Origin of the sequence: Parabacteroides sp. AF21-43 (assembly GCF_003635435.1) — a bacterium.
In the GTDB taxonomy this organism is placed as follows: Bacteria; Bacteroidota; Bacteroidia; order Bacteroidales; family Tannerellaceae; genus Parabacteroides; species Parabacteroides distasonis.
The window spans coordinates 71914-85496 of sequence record NZ_QTMG01000010.1 but is presented as its reverse complement, the minus strand read 5'-3'; the positions used below and the strand labels follow the sequence as shown (position 1 = coordinate 85496).

12 protein-coding genes are annotated in these 13583 nt (G+C 40.7%); 11 read left to right on the top strand and 1 reads right to left on the bottom strand.

Annotated elements, in window-relative coordinates:
* Positions 1-218: 218 nt before the first annotated feature.
* The 3 genes from metG to DWX84_RS09270 all read left to right on the top strand — a co-directional run bounded on the left by metG (position 219) and on the right by DWX84_RS09270 (position 4477).
* Positions 219-2258, top strand: a complete 2040-nt coding sequence (metG, locus tag DWX84_RS09280; RefSeq protein WP_009018710.1) for a methionine--tRNA ligase — start codon at positions 219-221, stop codon at positions 2256-2258.
* A gap of 72 nt (positions 2259-2330) precedes the next feature.
* The gene (locus tag DWX84_RS09275) at positions 2331-3461 is read left to right on the top strand and encodes a DegT/DnrJ/EryC1/StrS aminotransferase family protein (protein WP_048928508.1); all 1131 of its coding nucleotides are present in this window, start codon (positions 2331-2333) and stop codon (positions 3459-3461) included.
* Positions 3458-4477 carry a Gfo/Idh/MocA family protein gene (locus DWX84_RS09270; RefSeq protein WP_048928492.1) on the top strand — a complete coding sequence of 340 codons (1020 nt, stop codon included), beginning with the start codon at positions 3458-3460 and terminating at the stop codon, positions 4475-4477. The genes DWX84_RS09275 and DWX84_RS09270 overlap by 4 nt, the downstream gene beginning before the upstream one ends.
* A 194-nt stretch (positions 4478-4671) precedes the next feature.
* On the opposite strand, the gene DWX84_RS09265 is transcribed toward DWX84_RS09270, so the two are convergent.
* A complete protein-coding gene (locus DWX84_RS09265; protein WP_005864090.1) occupies positions 4672-5115 on the bottom strand; it encodes an HU family DNA-binding protein in 444 nt (147 codons plus the stop codon).
* Positions 5116-5570: 455 nt separating this feature from the next.
* Between DWX84_RS09265 and DWX84_RS09260 the strand changes: the two genes are divergently transcribed.
* From DWX84_RS09260 to DWX84_RS09225, 8 genes are all read left to right on the top strand, one after another.
* Entirely contained in the window at positions 5571-7013 is a 1443-nt protein-coding gene (locus tag DWX84_RS09260; protein WP_005864092.1) for a lipopolysaccharide biosynthesis protein, read from the top strand.
* A 27-nt stretch (positions 7014-7040) separates the two neighbouring features.
* Positions 7041-7853, top strand: coding sequence for a DUF268 domain-containing protein (locus DWX84_RS09255; protein WP_005864093.1), 813 nt, complete (start codon positions 7041-7043; stop codon positions 7851-7853).
* A 5-nt stretch (positions 7854-7858) separates the two neighbouring features.
* A complete protein-coding gene (locus tag DWX84_RS09250; protein ID WP_005864094.1) occupies positions 7859-8587 on the top strand; it encodes a glycosyltransferase family 2 protein in 729 nt (242 codons plus the stop codon).
* An 18-nt stretch (positions 8588-8605) separates the two neighbouring features.
* The gene (locus DWX84_RS09245; RefSeq protein ID WP_005864095.1) at positions 8606-9526 is read left to right on the top strand and encodes a glycosyltransferase family 2 protein; all 921 of its coding nucleotides are present in this window, start codon (positions 8606-8608) and stop codon (positions 9524-9526) included.
* Entirely contained in the window at positions 9523-10647 is a 1125-nt protein-coding gene (locus DWX84_RS09240; protein ID WP_005864096.1) for a glycosyltransferase family 4 protein, read from the top strand. Before DWX84_RS09245 ends, DWX84_RS09240 begins: the two co-directional genes overlap by 4 nt.
* 6 nt (positions 10648-10653) lie before the next feature.
* Positions 10654-11520: a glycosyltransferase gene (locus tag DWX84_RS09235; RefSeq protein ID WP_005864097.1), complete on the top strand. Its 867-nt coding sequence runs from the start codon at positions 10654-10656 to the stop codon at positions 11518-11520.
* 2 nt (positions 11521-11522) lie between these two features.
* Positions 11523-12485: a glycosyltransferase family 2 protein gene (locus DWX84_RS09230; protein ID WP_008778789.1), complete on the top strand. Its 963-nt coding sequence runs from the start codon at positions 11523-11525 to the stop codon at positions 12483-12485.
* 14 nt (positions 12486-12499) lie between these two features.
* Positions 12500-13583: RNA-binding domain-containing protein (locus DWX84_RS09225; RefSeq protein WP_122377502.1), on the top strand; the 1084-nt coding region annotated here is incomplete at its 3' end.

Sequence of the window (13583 nt, the reverse complement as noted above, 5' to 3'; positions counted from 1 at the left end):
AATTACCTTTTTCGATGATGTCAAGAGCTTCCGCCTTATGTCCAATAGCGGTAAGCTCTTTTTTTATACCTTGTTTTTATGTCTTCTTCCCATATATTTATTATTAGAGGTAAAGTTCCTAGCCTCATTAAGAGGAAACTCACTCACAAAGGAAATTATTCTTTTTCGTCTAACCAAATTATTCCGTACCTTTGCCCCTCAAAAAGAGAACACAAGGTATGGAAAAACATTTTAAGAGAACGCTGATTACTACGGCGTTGCCGTATGCGAACGGACCGGTGCATATCGGACACTTGGCCGGGGTGTATGTGCCTGCTGATATTTATGCCCGTTACCTTCGTTTGAAGGGAGAGGAAGTGTTGATGATTGGTGGTTCGGACGAGCATGGGGTACCCATTACGTTGAGAGCGAAGAAAGAGGGGATCACACCGCAGGATGTGGTGGATCGTTACCACGGTATTATCAAGAAATCGTTCGAGGAGTTCGGTATCACGTTTGATATCTATTCACGTACTACTTCCGCTACGCATCATCAGATGGCCTCGGATTTTTTCCGTACATTGTATGATAAAGGCGAATTCATCGAGAAAACAAGCGAGCAATACTACGATGAGGAGGCGAAGCAATTCTTGGCCGACCGCTATATTACGGGTACTTGTCCGCATTGCGGAAACGAGAAAGCGTATGGCGATCAGTGTGAGGCTTGCGGTACTTCCCTTAGCCCGACGGATTTGATCGATCCGAAATCCGCTATCAGTGGCAGCAAGCCGGTGATGCGTGAGACGAAGCATTGGTATCTGCCTTTGGATAAGTGGGAGCCATTCTTGCGTAAATGGATCTTGGAGGATCATAAGGAATGGAAGCCGAACGTCTACGGGCAGTGTAAGAGTTGGCTGGATATGGGTCTGCAACCCCGTGCGGTGAGTCGTGATTTGGATTGGGGTATCCCTGTTCCCGTAGAAGGGGCGGAAGGAAAGGTGCTGTATGTATGGTTCGACGCTCCGATTGGTTATATCTCTAATACGAAGGAGTTACTGCCGGATAGCTGGGAGACTTGGTGGAAGGATCCGGAGACTAAAATGGTCCATTTCATCGGTAAAGATAATATCGTGTTCCATTGTATCGTGTTCCCTTCCATGCTGAAAGCGGAAGGTTCTTATAACTTGCCGGAGAATGTCCCCGCCAACGAGTTCTTGAACTTGGAGGGCGACAAGATCTCTACTTCCCGCAACTGGGCGGTTTGGTTGAACGAGTATCTGGTGGATATGCCGGGCAAGCAAGACGTGTTGCGCTATGTCTTGACGGCCAACGCACCGGAGACAAAGGATAATGATTTCACATGGAAAGATTTTCAGGCTCGTAATAATAACGAGTTGGTCGCTATCTTAGGGAATTTCGTGAACCGTGCATTAGTCCTTACGGATAAGTATTTCGAGGGTAAGGTGCCGGCGGCAGGTGAGTTGACGGATTATGATCGTCAGACCTTGAAGGATTTTGCGGATGTGAAAGAGAACGTGGAACGCCTGTTGGATACCTACCACTTCCGTGACGCTCAGAAAGAGGCGATGAACCTAGCCCGTATCGGAAATAAGTATCTCGCTGATATGGAGCCTTGGAAGTTGGCGAAGACGGATATGCCTCGTGTCGCTACGATCATGAATATCGCTTTGCAGATTACGGCTAATCTGGCGATCGCTTTTGAGCCGTTCTTGCCGTTTAGCATGGAGAAACTGAATAAGATGCTGAATGTAGAGCCGTTGGGATGGAATCGCCTAGGTGCTACGGATCTATTGGAGGCCGGTCATCAATTGGGCAAGGCAGAGTTGTTGTTCGAGAAGATAGAGGATAGTGTGATCGAGGCCCAAGTGCAGAAATTATTGGATACGAAGAAAGCGAATGAGGAAGCGAATTATAAGGCGAAACCGATCCGTGAGAATATTGAGTTCGATGATTTCATGAAACTGGATATCCGTGTGGGTACGGTGCTGGAATGCACGAAAGTTCCGAAAGCGGATAAGCTGCTTCAGTTCCGTATAGACGATGGTCTGGAGAAACGCACGATCGTATCGGGCATCGCCCAGCATTATAAACCCGAGGAATTGGTAGGCAAGCAAGTTTGCTTCATCGCTAACTTAGCTCCCCGTAAGCTGAAAGGTATTGTTTCCGAGGGTATGATTCTCTCCGCCGAGAATTTCGATGGAAAGCTGGCCGTTATCACCCCGGAGAAAGAGGTGAAACCGGGTAGCGAGGTGAAATAATAAGATAAACGCAATAATGAGGGGGCTATTCCGTTTTAACGACGGGATAGCCCTATTTTTTGAATGGATAAGATGCTTGAGAAACAGATACAGATGGTAGATCTGCGGAAGCAGTATGAACGTTTGCGTAGTGAGATCGATCCTGCCATGCAAACGGTGATAAATGCTTGCGCCTTTATCAATGGCCCTCAGGTGAAGGGATTTTGTAACCATTTATCAGATTATTTAGGTATTCCTTATGCGATCCCGTGCGGCAACGGTACGGATGCTTTGCAAATCTCCTTGATGGCATTCGACTTACATCCGGGCGATGAGGTGATCGTTCCTGCTTTTACGTATATCGCTGCGGCTGAGGTCGCTTTGGCTCTTGGCCTAGTGCCGGTATTAGTGGATGTAGATCCCGGTACATTCAATATAGACCCGGAAAAGATAGAAGATGCCCTGTCTGAAAAGACGAGAGCTATTATCGCGGTTCATCTTTTTGGCCAGTGTTGTGATATGGAATCGATCTTGAGTATCGCTGGCCGCCATAATTTATATGTGATCGAGGATAATGCCCAATCCATCGGTGCTAATTATACCTTCTCGGATGGAACGGTAAAGAAAGCCGGTACGATCGCCTCTATAGGTACGACCTCTTTCTTCCCCTCGAAACCGTTGGCTTGTTATGGAGATGGTGGGGCGATGTTTACTTCCGACGTGCGATTGGCCGAACGCCTGCGAATGATCGCCAATCATGGGCAAAAGATGAAATATCATCATTCTTTGGTGGGCTGCAACTCCCGTTTGGATACCTTGCAGGCCGCTGTCTTAGATGTTAAGCTTCGGTATTTGGATGAATTTGCCGCCGCTCGTTGTAAAGTGGCTGCTAGATACGATGCTGCCTTTTCCGGATTGAAAACTGTACGCAAACCGCTAAAATCAGTCTTTTCATCGCATGTCTATCATCAATATACGGTACAGCTAGCTGTAGAAAAGAGGGATCAAGTACAAGCAGCGTTAAAAGAACGAGGTATTCCTTCTATGATTTATTATCCATTGCCTTTGCAGGAGCAGGAGGTGATGAGGGGTCGATGCCGGATTTCCGGGGATTTGAATGTCGCTTCTCGCTTGAGCCGATCCGTATTATCCTTGCCGATTCATACGGAGATGACAGAAGAGGAGCAGGCTTATATTATAGAATCTATAAAGAGTGTTTTATGAATAAGAAGATACGTTTCGCCGTGATCGGCTGTGGTCATATAGGTAAGCGTCATGCCGAGATGATTACCCGGGATGAAGGGGCAGAGTTGGTCGCTTTGTGTGATATCCGTCCGAAAGAGGAGCTGGGGATCGAGGCTTACGCAGTCCCTTTCGCCCGGAATATAGATGAACTATTCCGTTTGGGATTGGATATAGATGTGGTGAATATTTGTACACCCAACGGTTTACATGCCGAGATGGCGATCCAAGCGATAGAAAGCGGACATCATGTGGTCATAGAAAAGCCTATGGCCTTGACCTTGGCGGATGCCGAGAAAGTGGTTTATACCTCGCTGAGATTCCGTAAGCAGGTATTTTGCGTGATGCAAAACCGATATTCCCCGCCTTCGGTCTGGATCAAGGAGATGGTTGAGTCCGGAAAATTAGGCCAGATTTATATGGTGCAGCTGAATTGCTACTGGAACCGTGACGAACGCTACTATAAACCCGGAGGATGGCATGGCGACGCTGCCTTGGATGGTGGTACCTTATTCACCCAATTCTCCCATTTCATCGACATTATGTACTGGTTATTCGGGGATATCTGTAATATCCAGACCCGTTTCGCCGACTTCAACCACGAGAAACTGACCGCCTTTGAGGATTCCGGTTTCGTGAATTTTAATTTCGTGAACGGTGGAATGGGTAGTTTGAGCTACTCTACGGCGGTATGGGACAAGAATCTGGAAAGCAGCATGCTGATCGTGGCTGAGAATGGCAGCGTGAAAATCGGCGGTCAATATATGAATGAGGTAGAATATTGCCATATCAAGGGGTATGAAATGCCGGAATTGGCCCCTACCAACCCCGGCAATGATTATGGCCCTTACAAAGGCTCCGCCCAAAACCACAACTTCGTGATCCGTAACGTGGTCAATGTCCTTTCCGGCGCCCCCGGCGAGATCATAACGACCAACGTCTTGGAAGGTATGAAGGTGGTGGATATTATACGGAGGATTTATGCGGGGAAGGCTTGAGAATCCATTCCCAGATAGGGACTACCTCGATCGTTCTCTCTTGGACTTGGATGGTTCGTTTCTCGTCTCGGGTGATAATCATCATACGTTTAAGATGTAGGAACGCATCCGCTTGCTTTTTGTTTTATATTGGAAACAATACGGTGGATTTACGTATTGAAAGCATAAATCCACCGCGAATAGAGATTGAGATTTTAGATCTCGTCAGGGCTTTCGCTGTCTTGGCTACCCCCGCTTTGCGGTTCGGAGAGTTCCTTTTTCTCGAAATTAGTGAGTTTCTTAGCTATTCTCAAGGCCTTTCCGGGGCTAAAGACAACTTTAGGTTCTTTGATCAAACTGGTGGTAAATTCCTCGGTGGTAGGGGCTCCCGTAGAGCCTACCCCAAAACGGAAATTACCCAATTCGCCTACATTCACCCTGCGCCCTTGCGAGAGATTTCGTTTCAACACGATATTGATACGGTCGAGTACCGCCTTGACTTGGGCGGAGCCTACTCCACTTCCATCTGCCACTTCCTCAAGGAAAGTCTCGAACTCTACGAGATCCCCATAGACCACTTGCGCATACTGTTTCTTGGGTGTTTCTGTCTTGTCGTTACCCAAGTTCTTTCTCTCGATCAATCTGTACTTTACTGCCATAATTTCTAAATTTTAAAAGATGATTAAATGAATTACCTTGTTTTCTAAAACATGACAAAGGTATCGTAAGCCGTATGAGGCAAATCGGCCAGTGTCGGTTTATGTCTGTCAATGTCCGTGTATGTGCCTATTAGTCTACGAGTGCCTGTTTCGCATCCTTTAGTTCGCAAGACTAGTAAAATGTAAAAATGTACAATAAGCTATATTAGAATGGGCCTGTTTTGTATATTTCTGATTATTAGTTTATTATATCTAGTAGGTGCGAGACTTTTTAATTAGTATCAATAGAAATCCGGATTTCTATTGATACTAATTGGTGTTTTCTATTGATACTAATTCATATTTCCATACGTACTATTTGTTATTTTATACATAAAGTATGAAAAGCTTCCGGGTTTTGCCCGTTACCCAAGAGTAAATGTTTATCTTTGTGGCACTTTTACCGTAAATATCAAATGGCAGAACAATCACTAAAAGATAAGACAGCGAAAGGGCTCTTCTGGGGAGGGGTCAGCAATGGGGTGCAGCAGTTGCTGGGGATGTTGTTTGGTATTTATCTGGCTCGGATTCTTAATGCGGAGGATTATGGGTTGGTAGGGATGTTGGCGATATTTACAGGAATTGCTAATACGATTATAAATAGTGGGTTTACGGTGGCTTTAACTAATAAACAGGATGTCACACATAAAGATTATAATGCTGTATTTTGGTTTTCTTGTTTTGTTGGCCTCCTCTTGTATGTGGTTTTATTCTTCAGTGCTCCTTTAATTGCTCGTTTTTACAATCGTTCGGAACTGATTTCTTTGTCAAGGGTATTGTTCGTTGGTTTCTTTTTCTCTGGGATCGGGACTGTCGCTTTTACTGTGATGTTTAAAAAGTTGATGGTCAAGGAACAAGCTAAGATTGATATTACGGCACTCGTTCTATCTGGTTTGATTGGTATTGTTTTTGCCTTAAAAGGGTGGGCTTATTGGGCTTTGGTCTTTCAAAGCGTCGTGTATGTTAGTGTCAGCTCTGTGTTAAAATGTGTGATAGCGCCTTGGCGTCCTTCCTTAGAGTTCGATTTTCGTCCATTAAGAGATATGTTCTCTTTTAGTGTAAAAATATTTCTTACGAATATTTTCCAACAAATCAATAATAATTTTTTCTCTGTTTTATTAGGAAGGCTGTTTAACGCAACTTGGGTTGGATATTATTCTCAAGGCTATAAATGGATGTTGATGGGAAATACTATTCTTTGTGGTATGGTCAATTCAGTAGCTCAGCCAGTATTGGTGCAGGTACGAGAGGAGAGACAGAGACAATGCTATATTTTCCGGAAAATGGTTCGGTTTGCGGTTTTTTTGTCTTTTCCTTGTATGATCGGTTTGGCGTTTGTCGCTAAAGAGTTTATTTTAATCACAATTGGGGAAAAATGGATGCCAAGTGTCTCTTTCTTACAATTGTTTTGTTTACTAGGAACGATTTTGCCCATTTGGCTATTATATACACAATTGTTGATCTCATATGGTAAATCAAATATTTATCTGCTAGGGAATGTTAGCCAAGGAGTTATTCAATTGTTACTTCTTTATTTTACATCCCCCTTAGGAATTGAGACCATGATAAAGGCTTATATTTCGACTTATGTTGTAAGCCTGTTCTATTGGCATTATCAAGCCTATAAGCTTATTGGAATTAGCCTGAAAGACATTGTGTTTGATGTGTTTCCATATGCGGTAATCACGGCTTTGTCCTTGGGGAGTGCTTGGTTGTTGACTGCTGCTATCCATTCTGTTTATTTATTGTTTATCGGGAGGGTCTTGTTGATGGGGAGTATATATATAACGCTATTGTGGTTGGCTAATTGCGCTATATTGAAAGAAAGCTTGTCCTTTTTGAGGAATAAAGAGTCTTAGAAATTTTGTTTTTAGAATATGAAAAGTATGAACGTGAGAAAGATATTAAGTGTTTGTAAGAATAAGATTAATTTTTATTCTTATTTGTATTTAGGGGTTACCTTGATGTCAGGGCGAATGTCTTTTAATAAATACAAAAGATTAAAAGCAGATTTAAAGGTATTAAAATCTCAATATTCGGATATTTCTGAATTGTTCCCGGTTACATGTTTGTATCCTTGCTATAGCGATCAAGAAGAAAATGCCGGCTCTCTAAGTTTCCATTATTTTTTTCAAGACTTGTATGTGGCGAATTGTGTAAAGAATAATAACCCTAATCGTCATGTGGATATTGGAAGTCGTATAGATGGTTTTGTTGCTCATGTTGCATCATTTCGGGAAATAGAGGTCCTTGATATAAGGCCAATGCAGGATAATATTCCAAATGTAGTTTTCCACCAAGCAGATTTAATGCGGGCAGGTGGTCTGCAGCTTGGACCCGTTGATTCTGTATCTTGCTTACATGCGTTGGAACATTTTGGTTTAGGACGCTATGGAGATCCAATTTGTTATGATGGTTATTTTATCGGTTTTAAGAATATCACAAACTTGCTAGATACGGGGGGACGGTTCTATTTTTCGGTACCTATGGGAGAACAGCGCATAGAGTTTCATGCGCATCGTGTGTTTTCATTGAAGTTTTTATTGGAAATGATTACCCCATTTTTCGACATTCGTACTTTCTCATATGTGGATGATAGTAATTCTTTCCATAAAGAAGTGAAGTTGACGCAAGAGTTAATAGAGGCAAACTGTGGTTGTCATTTCGGCTGTGCTATTTTTGATTTGATAAAAAAATAAATAGAATGTTCAAAGTAAGTATTGTCACTGTTTCTTTAAACGCAAAGAAAGAGATTCAAGGTACGATTGAGAGTGTATTGTCACAAACTTATCCTTTGATAGAGTATATATTGATTGATGGTGATAGCACTGATGGGACAATTGATATTGTCAAAACTTATAAAGAACGTATATCCAAGCTATTAGTAGAGAAAGACCATGGCGTTTATGATGCGATGAATAAAGCATTGTCCATGGCTACGGGAGATTTTTTGATATTCATGAATGCGGGAGATAAATTTGTGGCTGAGTTTACGGTGGAGAATGCTATGAGGAGTGTACGAGATCCGAAGGCTGTTTATTATGGCGATGCTTTATTTGTTGATCCGACGCAAAGGCGATCGTATATTTATGGTGGTCCATATTCTGCTTATACGATTTGTAGTACTAATATCTGCCATCAATCTATTTTTTATCCTAAGGCCGCTTATAAAAATTATTCTTATGACTTGAAATATAGGCTCTTCTCAGACTATGCATATAATATTAATTTGTTTGCTAAACGATTCAAATTTGTATATTTGAAAGATATTGTATCTGTTTTCAGAATGGATGGCCTTAGCTCTAAAGAACATGATATAGTGATGTTAAGAGATAGAGGTCGATTGATTCTAAATGGCTTGGGATTTTTTTATTATATGTACTATTTGTGTAAGAAGCACTTGCGCATACGAAAATATTTGCGAAAGTTGTAATGGTAATTCTATGTTAAAATGAATATTTCTATCGTCTATGTGAATTATAAGACTGCGCGATTAATATTGGATAGTATTAAGTCGGTGAAAGAAAAAACGGAAGATGTTGATTATGAGATTATCGTTGTAGATAACGCCTCTGGTGATGGTTCATTGGAGTTAATACAAAAACAATATCCGGAAGTGATATGTGTACAAGCTGATGAAAACATGGGATTTGGACGTGCGAATAATTTGGGCATGACATATGCGTCAGGTGATTGTATCTTGTTTTTGAACCCGGATACCATATTGAGAAATGATGCGATCGATAAATTGTATGCGTATTTGATAGAGCACCCTGATGTTGGGGCTTGTGGTGGAAATCTATATGATGAGCGAGGGCTTCCTACGACTTCTTTTAGCAGGAGTTTCCCCTCTTTTATATGGGAGTTTCTATCTATTTTATATATCTCTCCGATTTGTTTGTCCTTTCCTCGGTCAGTGTATTTCAATAAGGAAGGTAAGCCCATTCCTGTTGCGTCTATTATAGGAGCTGATTTGATGGTTCGAAAATCGGTATTGTTGAAGGTCGGTGGTTTCTCTCCTGAATTTTTCATGAATTATGAAGAGACGGAATTATGCAACCGTATTACCCGGGCTGGTTTTTCTATTTATTCTGTTCCCTCTGCTCAAATTACGCACTTGGAGGGACGTGCTTCTTATATAAAGCAATCTCGTCTTTATTTTTTATATGAGGGGCAATACATCTATTTTCGAAAGGTTTATGGTATTTTTGGCTGCCGATTGATCTTTGCTATTACCCAGCTGAAAAGTTATATTCGTCTTTTTCAATTCCTTTTGTTAAGCAATAAGGAAAGACGTTCTTATTGGAGGATGAAGTTGGAAACAAATAGGGAGGTCTGGCATTCAACGAAGATAAAACATTTTTTGATATGAAAAAGAAACTTATCGTTTTCCATCCGGCGATCGCTCCTTACCGAGTTGATTTTTTTAACTCGATAGATGAGATATTTGATGCAAAGTTCTATTTTGAGTTTGACAACGCGTTGGAACAAACGTTCGATCAAAAGCGACTTCAAGAATATTTATCTTTTATTCCAAAGTACCTGAGCCCAGGCTTTCTGGGTATTAAGAACTTGCGATTTGATGTTTTATCTATATTGTGGAAAAATAAGGCTGATGTTGTTTTCATTTCTGAGTATAACTTGCTTGGGTTGTTGGTATGTTTGTTTAAGATATTGGTTAATTGGCGCCTGAAGATTGTTACGGTCTGTGATGATAATGTGAAAATGGCTCAAAATGCTAGTTGGGTGAAACGAATTATGCGTTATGTGATGTTGCATATTCTATCAGCGGTAATTTTGGCGGATCCGAAATCCATGGAATGGTATGGTACTTCTTTGAAATACAAGGCGAAATACTGTTATTTCCCTATAATTCAATCTGATGCCATTTTTCGTGAGCGTTTGAAGCAAGCTCTTCCTTTATCTGTATCTTTAACAAAGAAGTATGATCTGATAGGGAAAAAGGTTATATTGTATGTTGGACGTTTGGTAGAAGTGAAAAATGTATCTCTCTTATTAAAAGCATTTCATGATGTAATAGGAAAAAGTCCGGAAGCTCGGTTGTTTATAGTTGGGGATGGTGAGTTGCAAGCCGAATTAAAACGGCAGATACGGGGATATATATATATGCATTCTGTTCAATTTGTCGGGAAACAAGAAGGGCTGGATCTGTTCGCTTATTACAATATAGCTCAGATATTCGTGTTACCTAGTATCTATGAGCCTTTTGGGACTGTTATTAATGAGGCTTTGTTGGCAGGTTGCTATACGTTATGTTCTTCTGCGGCAGGATCGGCTTGTTTGATAAAGCCCCATAGGAACGGTGACTTGTTTGATCCTGACTCAAATACTGAGTTAGGGGAAAAACTCTTGTTTAGCATAAGGCATTGTGAGGGAGTTAAGGATGTCTTGCTTAAAGAGAATAATATGTATCATAGTTATGATCAGTATATAACATCTTTATTCAATCAGTTAAATTCTATAATAAATTAAGGAAGAATGGATATTCGTTTATATTGGGAGAAAGTTTATTGGGCATTGGCGAAACGTGCCTTTAAAAGAAAGCAGAAAACTTATGAGGATTGGTTGGCGAAAGGATATACTAATCAACCGCTTGTTAGCTTTATTATAGAATCTCATAATAAAAGCGTGGGAGTCAAACGTATTGTTAGTAAATTACGTGAGTACCCGAACGCGGAAATCGTAGTAATAGATGATGGCTCTGAATACAAACATACTAAGTCTCTTATGAGGTTTCTTACTCGTGGTAATGAGTTTTTGGTGCGTGCCAACGACTTGTATGAGAACGTGATGTATGACAAGACTATTCGTTTCGCAAATGGTGAATATATAGTCTTAATGCAGGATGATGATGAGATAACCGATTTGGACTGGGTGGACAAAGGTATATCTTATTTTAAGAAATATCCGGATATGGCTATTCTAGGTGGTCTGAATGGATTGGAGTTCGTTACCGATGATAAGGAAAAGTGGGGATATGTGGATTTATATAAGGATGATAGACTACGAGATAAAGATTTTTATTTTGTGCATGCTGTAAATCGGGCCCCCATGTTGTTAAACAAGAAATTATTCATTGAGCATTTAGGACATATTGATTTCTCTTTAGCCCCCTTCCAATGTGATGATTGTGAGTTGTGTTTACGTGCATGGTTGTGTGGCTTGAAAGTTGGATGGTATAATGCTGGTTTTAAGTCAATGATAGCTGGAGGAATGCGTATTTGGAATAAGGGGTTGATGGGATTTCAGGAAATCAAGAACCGGGGTAAATTGTATGAGATGTACCATATGAAGATAATGGAAATATCTCAAGCTATTAATTATGCTAATAAAGGCGTTATGTAAATATGATAAGCATAGTGATTCCTCTTTATAACAAAGCTGCAGTGATTTGTCGAACCATGGAGTCTGTTAAACAGCAGATCTTTTCTGATTTTGAAATTCTAATAGTCAATGATGGTTCGACAGATGACAGTTTATCTGTTTTGATGGATTTTCTTTCAGAAAATGAAGCTGTGTTTAAAAATTCAGTTCGATTGATTGAACAGGAGAACAAAGGTGTTTCTGCAGCGAGGAACCAAGGTATTAAAGAAGCTAGAGGTGAGATTATTGCCTTTCTTGATGCTGATGACGAGTGGTTACCTGATTATTTAAAAACTATCGCTTTCTTGGTTGAAAAATATCCGGAATGTGATATTTTTGGTACAGCTTATTCATTTAAGATGAATAATATGATAACTCCCGCATCAATTGATTATTATTCTTTTAAAGAGAATGAGGGTATTTTAGATAATTATTTTACGATGGCCTCAAAAGCGAGAGGACCTATTTGGACTTCAGCTGTGGCTGTTCGAAAAAAGGCTATTTTATCTATTGGTTGTTTCCCTGAGGGCATTTCTTTAGGTGAAGATGTAATCGTTTGGGCTAAATTAGCTTGCTTGTATAAAATAGCTTATTCGAAATCAAACCTAGCATTGTATAGAAGAGATAGCAGTTGCTATTTGAGTGTTAAGAAAAATATGCAGCCAGCAATAAAAGAAGACTATGTTGGTATAGAGCTTTGGAGGCTAAACTGCTCTTATCAGATAAAAGACTTAGATAATTATGTTTATCTTTGGTACAAGATAAGATTTGTAATCTTTGTTTTTGATAATGATAAGAAAAGTGCATTTTTGGAGTATATACGTTTATTGCCTTGGGGATTATTGAATTTGGATTGTAACTATCATTTGTTTTTAAATTGTTTACCATATTCCTTGTTAGTTAAATTAAATACTTGTGTTCGGAGGATATTTAGAAAAAAAGTTTGATATAATTTTAGATTATGGAAGAAAACCAACATACCGAATTCAAAGAGTCATGGCATGACGAATATACCCGTTATATATCAGCTTTCTGTAATACGGAGGGTGGTGTATTATATATCGGTATCGATGATAAAGGAGAAGTTGTAGGGATAGAGCAGCCAAAGAAGTTGATTGAGAAACTGCCGAACTTTATCGCTCAGAAAACGGGTATTATGCCTCTTATCCATTTGAGGGAGAAGGCCGGTAAAGAATATTTGGAAATAGAAGTCCAACCTTCTGCCATGCCGATTTCCGTGCATGGACGGTATTATACCCGGAGTGGAAGCGTTACTTCCGAGCTACAAGGGAATCGGCTAAATATGTTTTTGGCTGCGAAAATGGGTTTGACATGGGAAAGTGTGATCGAGGAGGATTTCTCATTGGAGGACATAGATACCGATACGGTAGAACGTTTTAAGCTATTGGCTAAAGACCGGGTTCCTTCCATCGAGCAGGAAACGGATCTGCTGGCTTTGATGGAGCGGTTGAATTTGGTCGTAGGAGGCCGTTTCAAGAGAGCCGCTGTAGTCTTGTTTGGAAAGAATGTGCAGAGATATGTGTTACAAGCTCGTATTAAAATAGGAAAGTTCCTTACCGATACGGAGGTACTGACAACCGATATTGTCGAGGGGAACCTGATTCAGCAGGTTGATCGGGCTTTGGATATATTGCGAACGAAATATTTATTAAGTTATATATCGTATGAGGGGATTCATAGGCGTGAGAAACTGGTTTATCCCTACGAGGCTCTGCGGGAAGCCTTATTGAATTCGATTATCCATCGAGAATATTTTGTTTCTTCCGAAATTCAGGTACGTGTTTACGAGGACAAGCTGGTGATAGGGAATGAAGCTCGTTTGCACGATATTACGGTTGAGGACTTGTCTCGTCCTCACCCCTCTAGACCTCATAATAAGTTGATAGCGGATGTTTTTTACAAAGCTGGCTTTATCGAGAGTTGGGGACGGGGAACACAACGTATTATTGACAACTGCTTGGCAGAAGGATTATCCGCTCCTGTATATGAGCATAAGATGGGTTTTTTATACTTGACTTTTTTTC